Origin of the sequence: Allobaculum sp. (assembly GCF_047010065.1) — a bacterium.
GTDB lineage: Bacteria > Bacillota_I > Bacilli_A > Erysipelotrichales > Erysipelotrichaceae > Allobaculum > Allobaculum fili.
The window spans coordinates 916-18,247 of the sequence record NZ_JBKXLD010000042.1 but is presented as its reverse complement, the minus strand read 5'-3'; the positions used below and the strand labels follow the sequence as shown (position 1 = coordinate 18,247).

The 17,332-nt window shown below is 48.5% G+C and carries 17 protein-coding genes and 1 pseudogene; 4 read left to right on the top strand and 14 right to left on the bottom strand.

Going from position 1 to position 17,332, the window contains the following annotated elements; translation table 11 throughout:
• Positions 1 to 1,466, bottom strand: a 1,466-nt coding sequence (locus tag ACLUYS_RS05305) for a cellulase family glycosylhydrolase (RefSeq protein WP_412659315.1), incomplete at its 3' end; no start/stop codon positions are given.
• Between the two features lie 668 nt (positions 1,467 to 2,134).
• Between ACLUYS_RS05305 and ACLUYS_RS05300 the strand changes: the two genes are divergently transcribed.
• Positions 2,135 to 2,341, top strand: coding sequence for a cold-shock protein (locus tag ACLUYS_RS05300; protein ID WP_230266735.1), 207 nt, complete (start codon positions 2,135 to 2,137; stop codon positions 2,339 to 2,341).
• 153 nt (positions 2,342 to 2,494) lie between these two features.
• Here ACLUYS_RS05300 and ACLUYS_RS05295 read toward each other — a convergent pair whose 3' ends face one another.
• The 8 genes from ACLUYS_RS05295 to sufC form a co-directional block, all read right to left on the bottom strand.
• Positions 2,495 to 3,556, bottom strand: a complete 1,062-nt coding sequence (locus tag ACLUYS_RS05295; protein ID WP_230266736.1) for a hypothetical protein — start codon at positions 3,554 to 3,556, stop codon at positions 2,495 to 2,497.
• 172 nt (positions 3,557 to 3,728) lie between these two features.
• Positions 3,729 to 4,379 carry a GDSL-type esterase/lipase family protein gene (locus ACLUYS_RS05290; protein ID WP_412659314.1) on the bottom strand — a complete coding sequence of 217 codons (651 nt, stop codon included), beginning with the start codon at positions 4,377 to 4,379 and terminating at the stop codon, positions 3,729 to 3,731.
• A 70-nt stretch (positions 4,380 to 4,449) separates the two neighbouring features.
• Positions 4,450 to 4,962, bottom strand: coding sequence for a 5-formyltetrahydrofolate cyclo-ligase (locus ACLUYS_RS05285; protein WP_412659313.1), 513 nt, complete (start codon positions 4,960 to 4,962; stop codon positions 4,450 to 4,452).
• Between the two features lie 8 nt (positions 4,963 to 4,970).
• A complete protein-coding gene (gene sufB / locus ACLUYS_RS05280; protein WP_412659312.1) occupies positions 4,971 to 6,386 on the bottom strand; it encodes a Fe-S cluster assembly protein SufB in 1,416 nt (471 codons plus the stop codon).
• Complete coding sequence (sufU, locus tag ACLUYS_RS05275; protein WP_230266740.1) at positions 6,383 to 6,820, bottom strand: Fe-S cluster assembly sulfur transfer protein SufU; 438 nt, start codon at positions 6,818 to 6,820, stop codon at positions 6,383 to 6,385. The genes sufB and sufU overlap by 4 nt, the downstream gene beginning before the upstream one ends.
• Positions 6,821 to 6,837: 17 nt before the next feature.
• Positions 6,838 to 8,106 carry an aminotransferase class V-fold PLP-dependent enzyme gene (locus ACLUYS_RS05270; RefSeq protein WP_230266741.1) on the bottom strand — a complete coding sequence of 423 codons (1,269 nt, stop codon included), beginning with the start codon at positions 8,104 to 8,106 and terminating at the stop codon, positions 6,838 to 6,840.
• Entirely contained in the window at positions 8,096 to 8,884 is a 789-nt protein-coding gene (locus tag ACLUYS_RS05265; RefSeq protein WP_230266742.1) for a SufD family Fe-S cluster assembly protein, read from the bottom strand. Before ACLUYS_RS05265 ends, ACLUYS_RS05270 begins: the two co-directional genes overlap by 11 nt.
• A gap of 4 nt (positions 8,885 to 8,888) precedes the next feature.
• Entirely contained in the window at positions 8,889 to 9,704 is an 816-nt protein-coding gene (sufC, locus tag ACLUYS_RS05260; protein ID WP_230266743.1) for a Fe-S cluster assembly ATPase SufC, read from the bottom strand.
• Positions 9,705 to 10,421: 717 nt separating this feature from the next.
• Here sufC and ACLUYS_RS05255 point away from each other — a divergent pair.
• From ACLUYS_RS05255 to ACLUYS_RS05245, 3 genes are all read left to right on the top strand, one after another.
• Positions 10,422 to 11,501, top strand: a complete 1,080-nt coding sequence (locus ACLUYS_RS05255; protein ID WP_412659311.1) for a peptidylprolyl isomerase — start codon at positions 10,422 to 10,424, stop codon at positions 11,499 to 11,501.
• 1 nt (position 11,502) lies between these two features.
• Positions 11,503 to 12,426 carry a hypothetical protein gene (locus tag ACLUYS_RS05250; RefSeq protein ID WP_412659310.1) on the top strand — a complete coding sequence of 308 codons (924 nt, stop codon included), beginning with the start codon at positions 11,503 to 11,505 and terminating at the stop codon, positions 12,424 to 12,426.
• 212 nt (positions 12,427 to 12,638) lie between these two features.
• A complete protein-coding gene (locus tag ACLUYS_RS05245; protein WP_288820612.1) occupies positions 12,639 to 13,007 on the top strand; it encodes an HTH domain-containing protein in 369 nt (122 codons plus the stop codon).
• A 131-nt stretch (positions 13,008 to 13,138) separates the two neighbouring features.
• Here ACLUYS_RS05245 and ACLUYS_RS05240 read toward each other — a convergent pair whose 3' ends face one another.
• From ACLUYS_RS05240 to ACLUYS_RS05220, 5 genes and pseudogenes are all read right to left on the bottom strand, one after another.
• Positions 13,139 to 13,507 carry a DUF4176 domain-containing protein gene (locus tag ACLUYS_RS05240; RefSeq protein ID WP_412659309.1) on the bottom strand — a complete coding sequence of 123 codons (369 nt, stop codon included), beginning with the start codon at positions 13,505 to 13,507 and terminating at the stop codon, positions 13,139 to 13,141.
• Positions 13,508 to 13,567: 60 nt separating this feature from the next.
• A complete protein-coding gene (locus ACLUYS_RS05235) occupies positions 13,568 to 14,374 on the bottom strand; it encodes a hypothetical protein (protein WP_288339201.1) in 807 nt (268 codons plus the stop codon).
• Entirely contained in the window at positions 14,349 to 14,531 is a 183-nt protein-coding gene (locus ACLUYS_RS05230; RefSeq protein ID WP_288339202.1) for a hypothetical protein, read from the bottom strand. Before ACLUYS_RS05230 ends, ACLUYS_RS05235 begins: the two co-directional genes overlap by 26 nt.
• Positions 14,532 to 14,691: 160 nt before the next feature.
• Positions 14,692 to 14,802, bottom strand: a pseudogene (locus ACLUYS_RS05225) (hypothetical protein); the annotation flags it as partial.
• A gap of 192 nt (positions 14,803 to 14,994) precedes the next feature.
• Positions 14,995 to 17,332 (bottom strand): BspA family leucine-rich repeat surface protein (locus tag ACLUYS_RS05220; protein WP_412659308.1); only part of this gene is annotated, 2,338 nt, incomplete at its 5' end.

Sequence of the window (17,332 nt, the reverse complement as noted above, 5' to 3'; positions counted from 1 at the left end):
ACGTAGTATTCCCCGTTTTCTGACCAGCTGTTTATCGTTTTCAGGGACCAGTTTAAAAAGCCGCTCTGTCCGGAAGACGGAGTATCCGGTTTTGGCAGATCCGGCTCAACGGGATCCGAAGGCTGCGGCAGTCCTGGATTTGGATTGGGCAGATGCGCTGGATAATGATGCGTATACGTCTCATAAAACCATTCTCCGGATGGGGTCAGGTCAGACAGCGAGAGGGATGTCGTCGTTCCGGGCTTGAACAGCGCGGACGTTTCGTTCTTATCGCTTAACGCCCAGCCGACGCGGCTGATTCCGTATTCATTCAGCAAAGCGATCCATGCATTTCCAGAGGCCGGATCGATCGTTCCGTTGCCGTCCGCCGAAGAAATTCCAAATTCCGTTACGAATACCGGCAGGCCCAGCGCATGCGCCGTTTTCAGCTTATCCCGGATCGGCTCCTTATGCGTCGCTGCATAAAAGTGCTGCGTATACATGATGTTCGAATAGCCCTGAAGCGGATCGCGGGCGGCAACGTCTACATCCTGAGACCAGGTCGGCGTACCGACAAGAATGACCGCGTCGGGATCGTGCCGGCGAATGATCGGAATGATCGTATTGGCATAGGCCTTTACGGAAGCCCAGTCCGTCCCGTTCGGTTCGTTGCAGATTTCATACAGAACGTGCTTCTCGCTGGCGTATTTAGCGGACATTTCATCAAAGAAGACTTTTGCCTGATCGATATGCTGGTTGGGGTTGCCGTCGGACAAAATATGCCAGTCGATAATGACATACTGCCCCGTGGCTTTGGCCGCCTTCACGCCGCGATCGATGATCGCCTTCAGTTCGGTCTGGTTTCCACCGGAGCAGTAACCGCCGTATTCCTGGGTGTACAGCGCCAGCCGGATCACTCGGCTGTTCATCTGGGTATACAGAAAGCGGAATACATTTTCATTTACGTACTGCGGCATGTAGTTCAGTCCGAACGTACTGAATCCCTGCAGAACGACTTCCTGATTGTTCTCATCCAGAAGTTGCGTTCCCGAAACGTGGAGCGCTTTTAAGGAGCGATCGACTGGCACGCCTTCCTTCTCCGCATACCAGGCAATTCCTTCCGCCTTCCAGCCAAAGCGGACCAGAGCCTGATCTTCCTGCCGGCTTGTGGTGAAATTGTGCGCACCGCTTTTCGCGTTCGGATTGTATTCGCGATAGACCGGCACGCGTTTCTGGGTATCGGAATACCAGCCGATCTTTTCGTATCGCCAGCCGAGCTGAACCAAAGCATCCCGTTCGTGAAGATTGAGCGTGTAATGGTGATCGCCCGCATTCGGGTTATACAGACGATACACCGGCTCTCCGCTCTGCGGAGCAAACCAGCCGATTCCCTCGTACTGCCAGCCATATGAGATCAGCGCGTTCTTTTCATGAAGATCCGCCGTATAAAAATGTTCTGAAGAGTTTGGACTATACAGCCGGTACATTTGTGTACTTGAGTCTGTTGCATCCTCCTCTGTCCCTTGGGACTGAGTCTGCTCATCCAAAGACCTGTCGAAAGAGTCCGTACTGGCCAAGACCGGCAGTGAGGACAGAGAAAGTACGATCGACCAGGCATGTAAGATTTCAAATGTTCGATCGATCGATTTCAGCAAACGATTTGTTTTTTTCATGCTTCCATTATATCGAGGCGGCTGAAAACACCCTTTCGCCACGCTGAGACAATTCCGTGCCCGATCAAAAAGACACGCCTTCCTTCAGCGCTGAAAACAGAGGAAAGCTCACGCGGTTTTATCGCCAGTCGCATGGAAAAACCTTTGCCTTTTCACAGCGGATTTTAAACGTTTTCTCTACACTCAAGCGGCCCTGCGAAAGGCAGTGAAAGTTTTTTGAAAGCATGCCCCATAGATATATGATCTTTATATAAAGTATATTTGTATTTTTTTACATTGTTAAATGACATATTTCGTGTTTGTTGAAAACAGAAACCTGCTTGACCTTTTTTATCCAAAGTCTATATAATTGCTGATGTAAAGGATAGATTTCATACTGATTTTTAGAAACTGGATATTCGCAGCTTTTTCGTTTTCCAGGTTCGCATTAAAAGCTCTCTTTTTAATAATAAAATCTTCCAATCTATTCCGGGAGGTAAAACATGAACACTGGAAAAGTGAAATGGTTCAACGCCGAAAAGGGTTACGGATTCATCACTGGTGAAGATGGAAAAGACGTATTCGTACACTACTCTTCCATCAACCAGAAAGGCTACCGTTCCCTCGAGGAAGGCCAGACTGTTACCTACGACATCGTTGAAGGCGATCGTGGAAAACAGGCAGCTAACGTGACACCTGTTGCTGAATAATCACAACCGAAAAATGAAAAAAAATTGAGCGCATCCGCGCTCTTTTTTTCGTTCAAAAAGGGAGAGTTATCGACGCTGAGTCGACAGCTCTCCCTTGTGTTTTCTATTGTTGTCCAGTGTTTTTACATTTGAATTGAGCGGTCCGCTGGTCCGTTAGGCTTCCTGTCCAAAGCTGCGGTAATGCAGATCCACTTTGCTTTTGAGCTGCTGCTGGATCTGCGCAAATGCCTTCTGGAACATCGGCTCATCGTAAAGAATCAGATCAATATACGAATAGGACTTGCCGATGGCTCCGCCGATCACCTTGGCGCAGTGAAGCGGCGCCAGAATATTTTCGATCTGAGTCGAAAGGGCCTGCCGGAACGACGCGTCTTCCTTAGCGTCGAACAGGTTGGCGTAATAAATGTAGCCGTACTCCCCTTCTCTGGATTTAATATCAAGCGAAACATCGCTCTTATTTCCCAGCGATTCTTCGATCAGCGAAGGATGGGTGGTGAAAATAATCTTCATATCCTTGCGCAGCGAATCGCTCGCAAAATCTTCGTGCGGTTTGAAGACGGTATAAATATCGGTCGGATGTTCATACTGCGGCCATTTCCGTTTTTCCGCTGTGTCGAGAATGACTTCATACAGCTCCGTCAGATTGCAGAAATCGACGCCGTTTTCCGGCTCGTCGACATAGTCTACGATGCCGACATACGCCTCAAGTTCTTTCTCGCCAATGGCCAGTTCCACCAGATAGATCGACATTTCCCGCTTGTATTCGGTATTGTCGACCAGCGAGAAGCCAGGGCAGTACACTTTGCAGACAAAAGAATGGTTTTTCTCATCGATCTGATAAAAGACCGTCATGTCAAAAAGCGAATAGCGTTCCTCCTTAATCTGCAAAGAGGCTTCGATCGCCTTTTGCGAGAGCGGCGGCAGCGTGTCGTTGATGATCCAGGTTTTCTTTACGGACTCTGGTGCAAGTTCCTTCATTTTTTCGCAGATCAGCTGCGTCGTTTTATCCGGACCGGTATCAAAGGTCATTTCCGGCTCTTCCGCACGATCTTCTACAAAGAAATGCGCGCCGCTGATTTCATAGGACAGCGAATTCAGCGTATCGAGAATTTCCGAAAGCTGATCATAGTTTTTTTCCTGCAATGCCTTCAGAAGCGCTGGTTCTTCATCACAGAACCGTGCCCAGAACGCATGAATTTGATCAAGTACACTCATGTTCATTCTTCTTTCCAGTTCACTTGGCCAGACCGGACTTTTGTCCAGTCTTCCTTTCCAGCATATTTCACGCCGGTCTGTTTGAACGCTCGTTTGCCCGTCACAGGTTGGACAATGCGCTCGAGCAGAATCCGTGAAATTCTTTTTTCGCATTTATCGCGTTGATCGAGAATCATTTCGAATCGGCAAAAATCGTATGAAATTTCTCTTCCAGAGCTTTGGCAAGTCGCAGATGCCCGCTGGCATCGAGATGAATGCCGTCATAGCCGCCTCCATACAGACCGATCTCACTGCTGATCAACGTATAAAAGCAGATTTCTTCTCCCGCTTTCTGGATCTCGCTCTGGGCCTGTTCGAGAATGCGCTGACCGCTTTGCGAAAAGGTCGAAAGCATTTCCCTGTCAATCGCCTCTGCATTTAACAAAGGCGGACTCACCAGCAGCCCCGGCGTATGCGGACACAGAGTTCTCGCCGCGTTTAAGGCGTTTAAAAACGCATCGAGATTCGCTTTCCAGACGCGGATGGAGGGTGAATACATCCGTCTGGCGTCGTTGCTTCCTAAAGCGATCACAATCAGATCGAGCGGGAGATTTCGTTCAATCGCTTTTCGTATCGAGGCGGATCCGGATTCAGGACCCAAATAGCCCGGCACATCGAGCACCCGGCCATTCATGCCTTCTTCCAGAATTTCATATTCGGGACAGTCGCTTCGAAGGCGCTCCACAAAGCGGTCATGCCGCTGATCCTCGGTCTGGGGATCCCAGCCCCACGTATTGGAATCCCCGAAAATCAGGATCCGTTTCCTGTTTTTGCGGTCTGCCATACAGTGCTTCTCCTTTCTTCCAAACGCATCTAAACGCATTTGTACAAAACAAACTGGCGGTCTGACGGATTTATTGGCCGTTTCGATCGTAGTGCAGCGTTCGTGTCGGCGTGATGATCCAGTCCAGCCTCTGATCCCAGGATTCGGGCTCAAACTGACCTTCCTGCTCATCGAAGGCAATTCCGATGCGCAGGCATTCGGGATGCTTTTCCAGATAGCGATCGTAATAGCCGCCGCCATATCCGATCCGGTATCCATCGCAGAATACGAGTAAAGGAATGACAAGAACGTCCGGGACAATTTCCTCATCGGAAACGGGTTCCGGGATTCCAAACCCGCCGGGTTTTAAAATTGTGGAATCGTAAAAAGCCATCTTCGTCTTATCGAGTACGCGCGGCAGGACAAAGGTCCAGTCCGGATCCCGCAGCGAGAAAATGTCCGCTTCCTGGCGTACTGGATAAAAATACCCGATGCATGAAGAGGCTTTTAAAAAAGGCAGAATCCGCCTCGCAATCTGTTCGTTTTTCAGATCGCGCGACGAAATCTGCTTTCTTTTCTCTATCCATTCGGATCGGTCGATCATCGTAAAATCTAGCCAATCGAATCGGACATATCCAGTTTGAGAAGCTGGTTGAGCTCAACCGCATATTCCATCGGCAGCTCGCGGGTAAAGGGTTCCAGGAATCCCATGACGATCATTTCCGTCGCCTTGGCTCTCGAAAGGCCGCGGCTCATCAAATAGAACAGCTGTTCTTCGGAAATGTTAGAAACCGTTGCTTCGTGTTCGATCTGGGAAGTCTGATTGAGCTGACGGTTCAGCGGGATGGTATCGGAACGGGAAATCTTATCGAGAATGAGCGTATCGCACTCGACTTTGGATTTCGCATAGTCGGCTTTCTTTCCATGAACGACCCAGCCGCGGTAGTTCACTTCCCCGCCGCTGCGGGCTACGGACTTGGAAATAATGGTAGACGACGTATGCGGCGCGAGATGAATCATTTTCGCACCGGCATCCTGAATCTGCTCCTTGCCGGCGACGGCGATCGAAATCGTCGTGCCTTTCGCGTACGGTTCCACGAGTACGCAGGACGGATATTTCATGTTCAGATGCGAACCGATGTTTCCGTCAATCCATTCCATATGACCGTTTTCACGCACCTCGGCACGCTTGGTTACGAGGTTGATGATGTTGGTCGACCAGTTCTGTACAGTCGAGTAGCGGCATTTGGCGTTTTTGTGTACGTAAATTTCAACAACGGCCGCATGCAGAGAATCCTTGGAATAAATCGGGGCCGTGCAGCCTTCCACGTAATGCACATCCGCCCCTTCATCGACGATGATGAGGGTCCGTTCAAACTGACCGGAAGCCTGCGAGTTAATGCGGAAGTAGGACTGCAGAGGCTTTTCGAGCTTTACGCCTTTTGGCACGTAAATGAAGCTGCCGCCCGACCATACCGCGGTGTTCAGCGCCGCGTACTTGTTATCGGAATACGGAATAATTTTTCCAAAGTATTTTTTGAACAGATCCGGATGTTTGCGAAGCGCGGAATCGGTATCGAGGAAGATAACTCCCTTTTCCTGTACTTCTTCGAGCATGTTGTGGTACACAACTTCGGATTCATACTGGGTGGAAACGCCGGCCAGATATTTCTGTTCGGCTTCTGGGATACCGAGTTTTTCAAACGTATCGCGGATCGTTTCCGGAACTTCGTCCCAGCTCTGTTCCTGCCGTTCGCTCGGTTTGATGTAGTAGGTGAACTCATCAAAATCGATATGGCTCAGATCCGGACCCCAGTCCGGGTTTTTCATTTTTTCAAAGCAGTGGTAGGCATCCAGACGCCGCTGCAGCATCCATTCCGGCTCTTTTTTGATCGCCGAAATTTCACGGATGACTTCTTCGTTCAGTCCTTTGCCTGTGTTGAATACCGACGTGTCCCTGTCGTGAAAACCGTATTTGTAGTCGGTATCCTGGAGCGCCTGCACTTCTTCTTTTTTCAGATCGCTCATTTGCCGGCCTCCTCTTCATCAATCATTTCCTGCACCGCCTTCCAGCCGATGGTTGCGCATCCGATCCGGTTTGGCTGCTTCGAAACGCCCTCAAAAACGACGGCTTCATCGAGCACCTGCGGATCGTAGGGCTTGCCCTGAATCATCTGGTTGTAGTTGTTGATGATGTTCTGGGCTTCCTCAATCGTCTTGCCTTTGAGCAGTTCGGTCAGAATGGAAGTAGACGCGGTAGAAATCGCACAGGCTTTTCCGTCAAAGCGGACGTCTTCAATTTTTCCGTCCTTGAACTTGGCCTGCACGGTAATATCGTCAATACACGAATCGCTGGCCATGTGGCGGGAATGGTAATCCGCCTCATCGGAAAGCGATTTGTTATGGGGATAGCTGTAGTTGTCCAGGATAATATCCCGGTAGTAAGAAGGATCAATCGACATCGTAAATTCCGCCTTTCCTAGAAGAAAATATCCAGACACTTCTCGACGGTGGCATCCTTGATGGCATCCACGAGACGGTCGACATCCTCAAGATCGTTATAGAAATAAAGACTGGCACGGACGGTGCCCGGTTCCTTAATAATATCGCCCATCAGCTTGGCGCAGTGCTGGCCGGAGCGGACGGCGATGCCTGCGGACGAAAGATAGCTGGCCATATCCTGCGGGAAGATCAGCTGACCCTTGTCGTAGACGTTAAAGGTGATAATGCCGCTTGGAGAATCGGCATTGTAAAGCTTGATTTTGTCCTTAAGCTCTTTGGTGGCACGTTCGACAAAATGCTTCTTGAGTTCGAGTTCATACGCATGAATATCCTCAAGCCCGATTTTTTTCAAATAGCGCGCTGCCGTGGCCATACCCATGACGCCTTCAATCGGCTGGGTGCCGGATTCGTATTTCAAAGGCGTCTTGCGCAGTACGAGCGTATCGCAGCCTTTGTAAAAGCGGGCGTTGCTTTCTCCGCCGTAGAACACCGGAGTGAGCTTGTCGAGCAGTTCAAAGCGGCCGTACAGTACGCCGACACCGGTCGGACCGCACATCTTGTGGCCGGAGAAGCAGAAGAAGTCGCAGTTCATTTTCTGCACATCGATGGGCAGATGGGCAACGGACTGTGCGCCGTCCACCACAAAGAGAATGCCCTTGTCGTGGCAGATTTTTCCCATATCTTCTACCGGCGCAGCATAGCCGAGCACGTTGGAAACCTGGGCGATGACAACGACTTTTACATTTGGATTTTCATCGAGCGCCTTCTGGAAGTTTTCGATGGTCACACGGCCGTCTTCAGTCAGTTCCATGAACTTGGTCTCGACGCCTTTTTCACAGCCGGCCTGCTCCCACGGCAGAATCGAGGAAGCGTGTTCGGTTTCGGATGTCAGGATAACATCGCCTTCCTTGAGCATTTCGCGAACGACCATTAACGCGACCATATTCAGCGATTCGGTCGTTCCGGACGTGAAGACAATTTCTTCCTTACGGGCGGCATGAATGTATTCCATCATAGTCTTTCGTGCGCCTTCAAAGGCATGATCGACCTGGGCGGACATTTCGTAGTCGCCGCGGTGGGCGTTGGCACCAAGGTATGTGTAATAGCGAACGACTTCATCAATGACGCACTGCGGCTTGAGGGTCGTTGCGCTGCTGTCGAGATAATCCACGGGATGACCGTTCATCGTCCGCTTCAGGATCGGGAACTCGGCACGGATTTGTTCAATATTTTCTTTAATATTCATATAGACCAACTCTCTGTTCCATCTGAACTTCAATTTCACTGCGCACGTCATCGTCTGCAATCAGAGAGATGACCGGCTTGAAATAGCCGATGGAAAGCAGACCGACTGCCTGTCTTGTTGACAGACCGCGGGACTGCAGATAGTACAGCTGTTCGGCATCCGGCTGACCGATGGTCAGCGCATGGGATGCTTTTACATCGTTTTCATCAATATAAAGAATCGGTATTGCTACAGCTTTGTGGTCCTTGCCCATCGTCAGAACGCGGGTTTCCTGATGGGATTCGCTGGCATAAGCGCCTTTGACAATCCGTCCGGCTGCGGCCATTTCGTAATTGCCACCGTCAAAGCAGACCGCAAAGTTGTGCATGTTGCCAAAAGTATGCGGCACGAGGTTGTTCAGATTCAGAACGCCTTTCTTGAACTTGTCGCGCAGGCAGAGCTGAGCAGTATAGAAATCCAGATCGGCTCCCTGTTCGATCAGATCCCCGTCAAAATGAATTTCGCAGGGTTCGTCCTGCAGATCGAGCAGACCGATTTTTACGTTCGAATCGGCTTTGGAGCGCGCCGTGATATCGAGTCGAAGGGCATGCTCCGTTACGTTCTGAATAAAAACGCGGACCTGGCTTGAAGGTTCGGCTTCAAAATCCAGAGAAAGGGTATCTTCTTTCGCATCGACGAAAAGAAGGATACTGCCCTGTGAATGCGCATCAAAAACAAGACGGACATCCTCATGCAAATCGATCCGGTCTTCAAACCGGTTTCTGTATGTCCTCTCCATGGGCCTACTCCGTTTTCTTGGCGCCGCAGTTTTCGAGCAGGACGGGGTTTGGCTTTTCTTCCTTGCGGGCGTGAACGTGGTACTCTTTTTCGATCCAGTCGTAGCCCTCGCTGTCGACTTTATGAATCAGTTCCGGTCCGCCGGATACGACAATGCGGCCGTCGACCAGAATGTGAGCGTGCGTCGGCTTCAGATAGTCCAGGAAGCGGGCATAGTGGGAAACTACGATAACGCCCATGTGATCTTCTTCTTTCGCCTTCAAAACGGCTTCCGAAACAATGCGCAGAGCGTCGACGTCCAGACCGGAGTCAATTTCATCGAGCATCGTCATCGTCGGTTTCAGCAAAAGCATCTGCACAATTTCATTGCGCTTCTTTTCGCCGCCGGAAAAACCGACATTCAGAAAGCGATGGGCCAGATCCGGTTTCATGTGAAGCTCATTGATCGCATGGTCCATTCCCTTAATAAACTGAAACAGAGAAATCGGGGTTTCTCTGCGTGCGTTAATCGCGGTACGCAGAAAATCGGAATTGGTTACGCCGGCGACTTCGCTCGGGTACTGCATGCCCAGAAACAGGCCTGCCTTGGAACGTTCGTCGACAGGCATGTCGAGAACGTTTTTTCCATCGAGCGTAATGCTGCCCTGGGTGACTGTATATTTCGGGTTGCCCATGATTGCGGCAAGCAGGGTGGATTTACCGTTGCCGTTGGGACCCATTAATGCGTGCATTTCATCGGAGTTCACGGTCAGGTCAATGCCTTTTAAAATTTCGTTGCCTTCAACGCTGACATGAAGATCTCTAATTTCCAATGTTGACATTTTTGATACCTCATTTCACTAACAGAATCAGTATACTCTAAAACCGTTTTATCCCCTTTAAGAGCGAACCGGCAAGCTGTATTTGTGAGTTATTTTTCATCTTTATAAAAACCGGGCTTCCTACACTCGCACCAGGAGGTGTAACTTGCCGCATTCTTCCTTTGAAAAGCGAGCGGGTAAATAAAAGCATGGAGCGGATCAGCGTATTTCCTTACGGGCAGATACAGTCTCAAAAACGATCGTGCTCCTTTCTGCTTCCGAACGTCTTCTTAAAACTGCTCGTTAAATACTTTCGTCTAATAATATGGATCCATTTCTGGAAGGCGGAAAGCATTCCGGCAGGACGCAAAGTAAATAGAGGACTTTACCCGTTTGGAAAACCGGTTTTAATCCGCCTTTTACGCTCGGCTGGCAGTCTGAAAGCCAAAGGCACTTCGAAAGGCTTTTCAAAAGCGCAGAATGAGCATAAAAAAGGCGCCCATTCAGGACATCGCCTTCACACAGGGACATCGGCAATCCCTGTTCCCTCTTTGGCCGGTACATTGCTTTTTATAGAGGCCTTTCGTATAATTTTGACTGATTCTCAAAAAGGAACCGGTTCTATTGCCCGCCTTTTTTCCTCTCTTCCGGATCACAGAAAAAAGAAAGGATTCAGCTGCAGCCGGAAGAGATTTGCAGCGAAACGCAATGTCAGAATTCTTAAGAAAATACTGGTTTGTGACACTGATTGCGATCGCGTTTATTGGTGTACTTGTTTACTTCGTCATCGATCTGAACAAGGATAACGTAAACTCCCGCAAAGTCGACGGCCAGGATGTAGTTGCCTCCCTGAATTTCGGCGACATCACCAGTACAGATCTCTACGATGAGCTTTCCTCGAACTCCTCGAACGTTCTCTACAACATGTATCGCAACGCGGTTGTAGACCAGAGCGTCGAAGCCGATTCGGAAATGAAAGCCAACGCGAAACAGATCGCCAAAAACATTGAAAACAACATGAAGTCGGACAGCACCGGCAAAACCCGTCAGTCCATTCTTCAGACGCTGGCTTCCTACGGGTTTACAGGAGATGATGCGCCTTATAATTACGCCATGACGGCGGAAAAGATCCGCAAGCTTGACGCCGATTACCTCAAGGAACACTTTGATGAACTGAGCATGTTCGTTCCGGAAAGCGGAAGAACCATTTCGATCATCACCATGCAGGTACCAAACGCAGACGTTCTTTCCGATGCATCGCAGGAAAAGAAGGACAACATCCAGAAAGCCCTCGATGAAGGAAAAGACTTTGCGGAAGTTGCTAAGGAATACTCCGACAGCGACAACACAAAAGACGGCGGCTTCTATGGCTACATTGACGAGAACACAACCGATCTCGATTCCAATGTGCTCTCCGCTGCAAAATCCCTGTCCAAAGGCGGCGTATCCGACTGGATCACCGTTCAGCCTGACGGCATGGAAATGGTTACCCTCTACAAAGTGTATGTAAACGAAACCGATCCGAAAGCCATGATGGACAGCGGCGACGAAGATGTGATCGAAGCCATCGTGACTTCCCTGACCGGAAGCGTAAACGGACTGGAAGCTGCCGCTGTTGAAGACGCAGCATCCAAGCTCGATATCACCTACGAAGACGATTCCGTAAAGGAAAAGATGGAAAAATCGATTAAGGAACAGCTCGACGCCTTTGAAAGTGCGAAGACAACAAAGAAAGCCGAAGTTGAAAGCGCCGCAAAAGAATCCAGCGAGCAGTCTTCTGCCGCCAGCAGCGAAAAAAAGACTCAGGAGGGTGAATAAGATGAAATACAAAACACCGCTTCTGCTTGCCGCCCTCTGCGCATCCATGACGTTTGCCGGATGCCAGGCCAATACATCCGTTCCAGAATCTTCTGCGAAACTGATGACCGTAGGCAAGACGACCTTTACCAAAGGCGACGAATATAACGTATTTAAAGAGATTTCCGGAACCAACGGCGTCCTGTCCATTGCCAATCGCAAGATTGCGGACAAGGAAATCGGCGTAACCGATGAAATCAAGGAAGAAGCGCAGAACACGCTTGATACCTACACCGCAGTAGACGGCTTTGAAGATCAGCTCAAGGAAAACGGCTACGACAGTGCTGAGGATTTCATCAACAAAGTTCTGATCCCCAACATCCAGTCCACCAAGCTGACAGAAAAGTACTTCACCGATGCCAAAGAAGAAATTATTCAGGAATTCGATCCGGTGAAAGCCTTCATTATTGAAACCGACTCCGAAGACAACGCCAACAAGGCGCTCGAAGCCCTGAAAAAAGGCGAAGACGCCGGAAAGGTCGGCGCGCAGTACGCCAAGGCCGACGCCACCTATACCGGAAGCGAACAGATCGTTTCCACGCAGGACAGCGGCCTTCCGGAAACGCTCCGCAATGCCATTCTCGACGCCAGCAAAGACGGCCTGCTCGATCAGGTCTTCACCAGCGACACGTCGACCGACGATGTGACCTATTACGTGGCTTCCGTTGTATCCACCGATTACGACGCCAACCTCAAGGACATCATCAGCGCACTTTCCAGCAACCAGACCGTTGCCAAGGACTGCCAGATTTACTACCTGAAGAAATATGCCTTCGAAGTGCACGATCAGGAAATCTTCGATGCCTTCAAAGCCAACTCTCCAGAATATCTGGTAACCCGTCCGGATCTTACTGAATCCGATGACAGCCAGTCCGCAGCTGCCTAAATCGTACGTTTCCAATCCCACAGCCTTCTGAAAAGAGGGCTGTTTTTTTTTGTACCCATCTGGATGGATAAATCCGGATTTGCAAGAAAGCGAAAACTCTCGCAAAAAGGATTCCTGTCACTTTCCCTCTCTGGAATCGATCGGTTTCCCGGATGATCCGAACATGCGACAACAGGTTTACCGTCAACGCGAGCGGTAAGGAGAGATCAAGTATGCCACGTTCCTGTTTCACACAAGATCAGGTGAAAGTTCTGAGCGAAAATCCAAACACAGATTTTGTGTCTGCGCACTCCATTCGATTTACGCCTGCGTTTAAGGACCAGCTCTGGAAGTACGTTCAGAGCGGTAAGAATCCGCGTGATGTTTTTGAAAAAGCTGGCTACGATCTGAATTGGATTGGTCAGCGAAGAATCGACAATCTCGTTCAAAAACTTCAAAAGCAGCGAGAACCGCGCGAGAACAATACCGTTCCGGCTTGGAAGTATCAGAAGGCTCTGGCGGAAGCTGAGGCCTTACGACGTGAGATTGATTCGCTAAAAAGAATTCTCCGTATCACTGATGCCAGAAAGTATCGAATCTGAGCAGGCATCGGATGCTCTTCCCCAAAAGCTGCATACAAAAGAGCTGAAGAACCCCTAAAAGAGGTAAAGTAAAGCCGGCAAGCTTCCAGATCCTGGAAAGGCCTGCCGGCTTTGTCTGTTTTTTTCGCCGTTCAGCATGCTGCAGTGGACGCAGAGTTTTTGAGATGTTCTGCCCACTTCTGGTCCATCTGCCTGCGAAACTGGATTTCTTCTTCGTCCTGCAGGCCGATAAAAACCAGACTTTGAATAGCGGGTGCATTGAACATGCACGTCTGCCTCGCACTGATCAGTCCTTCTGGCCAGCCAACAGCCGCATAGTCATACAGTCGGCCCGTAGTGACATCCTGCTGGGCGCGACCGATAATCATAAACCGCTTATCCCCTTCCTTCAGGCAAACGATGCTGCCCAGAGGCAAAAAGGGCTTCAGTCCCGGTGACGACAGTTTTTCCGACTTTGAAGTGTCCGTTCGATCCTGCGGCTTGCTTTCTTCTTTTTCCATAGCTGTTTCCTCTTTCGAAATTTACTCTGTAGTGAATCTCTCAAACCGGTTTCGACTTACCTAGTTGTATTCAACGCGAACGCTGAGACCGGCACCAGCTAAAAGCGCGCCGTTAACGCTGACTCCCCAGACCCCCGGAGTATTGGCGTATTCAAAGCCGGCTTCTACACTGCCTACCGAGCCGGAAAGGCCCATCGTGATCGTAAGGCCTGCCAGATCGAAAGCCATTTCGCATTCACCGCGTGCCAGGGCAGCCCCAGCCTGAGCGGAAATTACCTGCTCGTCGACGGAGAAAACGCATTTCGCCTCTCCGCGGACCGAGCCGACTTCTCCTGCGGCGCGTACCGACGCATCAAACAGCCCCAGATCCACACCTGCAGCGGTTTCTGCTCCAAAGAGATGGGCCTGTCCCTGCGTCTGCAGACTGAGCCGCGGATTGATCTGATTGTTTTTCATCAGTCGAAATCCAACGTTTCCCGAAATTCCGATCGACAGCCAGTCGTAATTCGCATACGCGTACAGATGGTCCTGACTCCAGGTCCAGCCGCCGGCCTGATACGCGTAATTGGCACCCATCACGGCGTTTACCGTTCTCCCCCTCAGAAGACCGGCACCCGTTCCATGGGTGACAAAGGACGTGTTCCAGCCGGGGGTATTGGCCACATAGACCACGCGGCGATCGTACAGCGACGCTTCGTTGTTCTCGATCAGATCGGCGGTTCGCTCAAAGAAAGCCGCAAGCTGGTCGAGAGAATTCATGATCTGTGCGTGGCGGCTGTTGAGAATTGGACTGGTAAAGGAAGCTGACTGTTTCAGTGCCCGTATGGACGCAGCAAGGGCTCTAAAGTCCTGGGTGTCGAGGGTCATTCCAGTTCAGCTCCTGAATCTGTGCCTGGATCTGGTTTTGGAGAAGGTGAATTCGCCGCAGAACGGCCTCGCGCTCGGCGCTTTCCAAAGAAGATGGCAATGCGTTTTTCAGCTGACTCAGACTCCAGTAGAGCGAGCGATAATACGCTTCTTTCATGCTTTGCCGCCAAGCGCTTCCTCGTTCTGGCGATATCGCACAGAGGGAAAAAGGATACAAAGAATTCAGGTCGCATTTAAACGCTTTTTGTTTGCATGCAACTTTTGCTTTATATAAAGAAAATCCAGCAAATCTCAAATGAGACCTGCTGGATCGTTTTTTATTTCAGACCATACCAGGCGATGCCTTCATCCTTCCATCCAATGGATGTGAGGTGGTCGTGTTCGTTTTTGTTCGGTGTATAGTTGTGACTTCCGGCTTTGGCGTTGGGGTTGTACTCCCGATTAAGTGGAACAGTCTAATAACCGCTCAAATGATATAGTACAAACCGAGTTGCATTTGAACACTTTTGGTTTGAACGTAAGTACTTTAACTGATATTAAACAAAAAATGTTTTATCAGTTTTAAAGATTTGTTCCAGAAATCGCACCTAATTTAGGAACTTCGTGTTTGAGTTTCACTTTTAGTCAGTATAGTTTAATAACGACTTTTCTGGTTTTTTTCTGATTTTTAGAATTGCTTGATGAAGAGAATCTTTAGCGATATTAACCTGTTCCGGATTGTTGCTGTCCTCCATAATTTGTGTAGCGTCATTTTTGTAGTTTTCAAGCTTGGAGATGTCATTTGGATCGTATTCACTAGCTCTAGAAATAATCTCTGTGGCTTTTTCTATCAGTAATTCCAATTGATCTTTTTGGTCGGGGGCATAGCTAAATTGTTCAATTATTACCTGTTCAAAGCCGACCGTCTCTGGGTTCTGATTGGAATCTGAAATTGTGACCCCACATGTAGAATCAACCATTTTTCCTGAAATTACGGTATCCATAAAGATTCCATCCTCTGATTGAATTGTATAAGTAAAGGAAGCTGTGGAACCAACAGGAGCATCGACTGTAATATTGTTATTGGTTACATTTACCGTAGAACTAGTTGTGTTTTCTGGAGCATTGACTTTCCAGGCACCTTCAGAAGTTAATACATCGTATTTTAAGGGACCCGACTGATTTTCTTTCTGAACAATTTCAAATGTATTGTCATAAACAGCATATATAGAATTAGACGACTGATAGTCTGCGCTATCCAATATGCTAGCAATATTGATTTCTCGATAATCATTAATATCGGCAATGGAACCTGATTCGAAGGCAGCCAGTGTTGGAAGATCAAGTGCTTTCGTTTGCGACACTGTTCGAGAGCCACTTTTACTATTTTGATTTCCGAGTGGAATATTATTTGTATTGAACCATTTGGAAATCTCTTTTATTTTGCTTTTATCTATAAAAGTGAATTTAAATCCCAGGTCCTCGAATTTCCAACCCAGGAGTCCATGATCCTCATATTTCCAATTTATGTAATCTCCAAGAAGATCTTTTTCGATTGTAATATATTTGATTTTTCCTGGGTTGTTGGAATCGGCTATTTTGATTTTTAATTCACTTTGTGTTTCTTCATAGCCATAGGCATAAACGCTGTGCCAACCGTTAAAAAGGCCAAATTGTTTTCCTTGAATTCCTAAAAGAATTCCTGCGGTATCAGAACTATCAAGTGATTTAACAGCTCCAGCTAAAAGATTAAGACAGTCTTTCTCCGTTAACTTTTTGCTTCTAGGATCATATTCTGTTGTCCATGCTCTATCAGCATCGATACTAACCTGCATAGGAAAACAGTATCTGATTAATTCGACTGTTGATAGTGTAGTATCATCAAGCGTGTCCTTTTTTTCAAGTTTAAATACACTATCACGATGATTACCCGAATTATCAGAAAACTCGTTTGGGTTATATAAACCTCCCCTAAACAAAGCCGCTGCCATAGAAAAACCATAACATTGACCGCCCGATCCTTTTTGTGCAAACTTATTTATCCATTCTGCCTCCTGCTGGGTGTACCACGTTTCCCAATACTTCTTTGAAGTCGAACCAAAGTTTTTAAACGAAAAGAAGTCTTCGTCTATTTTGAAGGGGTCTGTATTCGAAGGGCCGGAATCATCTCCCCCTAGGTTTGGAGTCACAGAAGGATCACGGGCAAGGAGTGCAATTTGTCCTTCCGCGAGTTCAGGAAGATTCGAAATATCATAAGGACCCTGCTGATTTTGATACCATCCAGATTGTTCAGGAAGCTTTGTGAGAATCTTTACCGCCTTCTGAGAATAATAAATTTGAGATAGCGTAGTAGCCCCACTGAACATCTCAGTCATATCAGTAACTGAAGATGTGTCGAACCCGCTCACATTTAACTCAGTCAACCTCTGACAATCCATGAACATGTTGCTCATATCCGTAACAGAAGATGTATCGAATCCGCTTACATTTAACTCAGTCAACCCCTTACAACCCCAGAACATGTTGCTCATATCCGTAACAGAAGATGTATCAAATCTGCTAATATTTAACTCAGTAAGCCCCTCGCAGATCCAAAACATGTCGCTCATATTCTTAACAGAAGAGGTATCGAAACAGCTTAGGTTCAGTTTTTTCAGGCCAGTGCAATAATAGAACATCCCGCTCATATCTGTAACAGAAGATGTATCGAATCCACTCAGATTGAGCTCCGTCAGCGCGCTGCAACCATGGAACATGTCGCTCATATCTGTAACAGAAGATGTATCGAATCCGCTCAGATTCAGCTCGGTCAGCGCTTCACACATACAGAACATGTCGCTCATATCTGTAACAGAAGAGGTATTGAATCCGCTCAGATTCAGCTCGGTCAGCGCTTCACAGTTACTGAACATGCTACACATCTTTGTAACAGAAGAGGTATTGAATCCGCTCAGATTCAGCTCGGTCAGCGCTTCACAG

Bases quoted from the DNA above. Each gene is read 5' to 3' on its own strand.
- ACLUYS_RS05300 (WP_230266735.1), top strand. From the start codon at position 2,135: ATGAACACTGGAAAAGTGAAATGGTTCAACGCCGAAAAGGGTTACGGA.
- ACLUYS_RS05295 (WP_230266736.1), bottom strand. From the start codon at position 3,556: ATGAGTGTACTTGATCAAATTCATGCGTTCTGGGCACGGTTCTGTGAT.
- ACLUYS_RS05290 (WP_412659314.1), bottom strand. From the start codon at position 4,379: ATGGCAGACCGCAAAAACAGGAAACGGATCCTGATTTTCGGGGATTCC.
- ACLUYS_RS05285 (WP_412659313.1), bottom strand. From the start codon at position 4,962: ATGATCGACCGATCCGAATGGATAGAGAAAAGAAAGCAGATTTCGTCG.
- sufB (WP_412659312.1), bottom strand. From the start codon at position 6,386: ATGAGCGATCTGAAAAAAGAAGAAGTGCAGGCGCTCCAGGATACCGAC.
- sufU (WP_230266740.1), bottom strand. From the start codon at position 6,820: ATGTCGATTGATCCTTCTTACTACCGGGATATTATCCTGGACAACTAC.
- ACLUYS_RS05270 (WP_230266741.1), bottom strand. From the start codon at position 8,106: ATGAATATTAAAGAAAATATTGAACAAATCCGTGCCGAGTTCCCGATC.
- ACLUYS_RS05265 (WP_230266742.1), bottom strand. From the start codon at position 8,884: ATGGAGAGGACATACAGAAACCGGTTTGAAGACCGGATCGATTTGCAT.
- sufC (WP_230266743.1), bottom strand. From the start codon at position 9,704: ATGTCAACATTGGAAATTAGAGATCTTCATGTCAGCGTTGAAGGCAAC.
- ACLUYS_RS05250 (WP_412659310.1), top strand. From the start codon at position 11,503: ATGAAATACAAAACACCGCTTCTGCTTGCCGCCCTCTGCGCATCCATG.
- ACLUYS_RS05245 (WP_288820612.1), top strand. From the start codon at position 12,639: ATGCCACGTTCCTGTTTCACACAAGATCAGGTGAAAGTTCTGAGCGAA.
- ACLUYS_RS05240 (WP_412659309.1), bottom strand. From the start codon at position 13,507: ATGGAAAAAGAAGAAAGCAAGCCGCAGGATCGAACGGACACTTCAAAG.
- ACLUYS_RS05235 (WP_288339201.1), bottom strand. From the start codon at position 14,374: ATGACCCTCGACACCCAGGACTTTAGAGCCCTTGCTGCGTCCATACGG.
- ACLUYS_RS05230 (WP_288339202.1), bottom strand. From the start codon at position 14,531: ATGAAAGAAGCGTATTATCGCTCGCTCTACTGGAGTCTGAGTCAGCTG.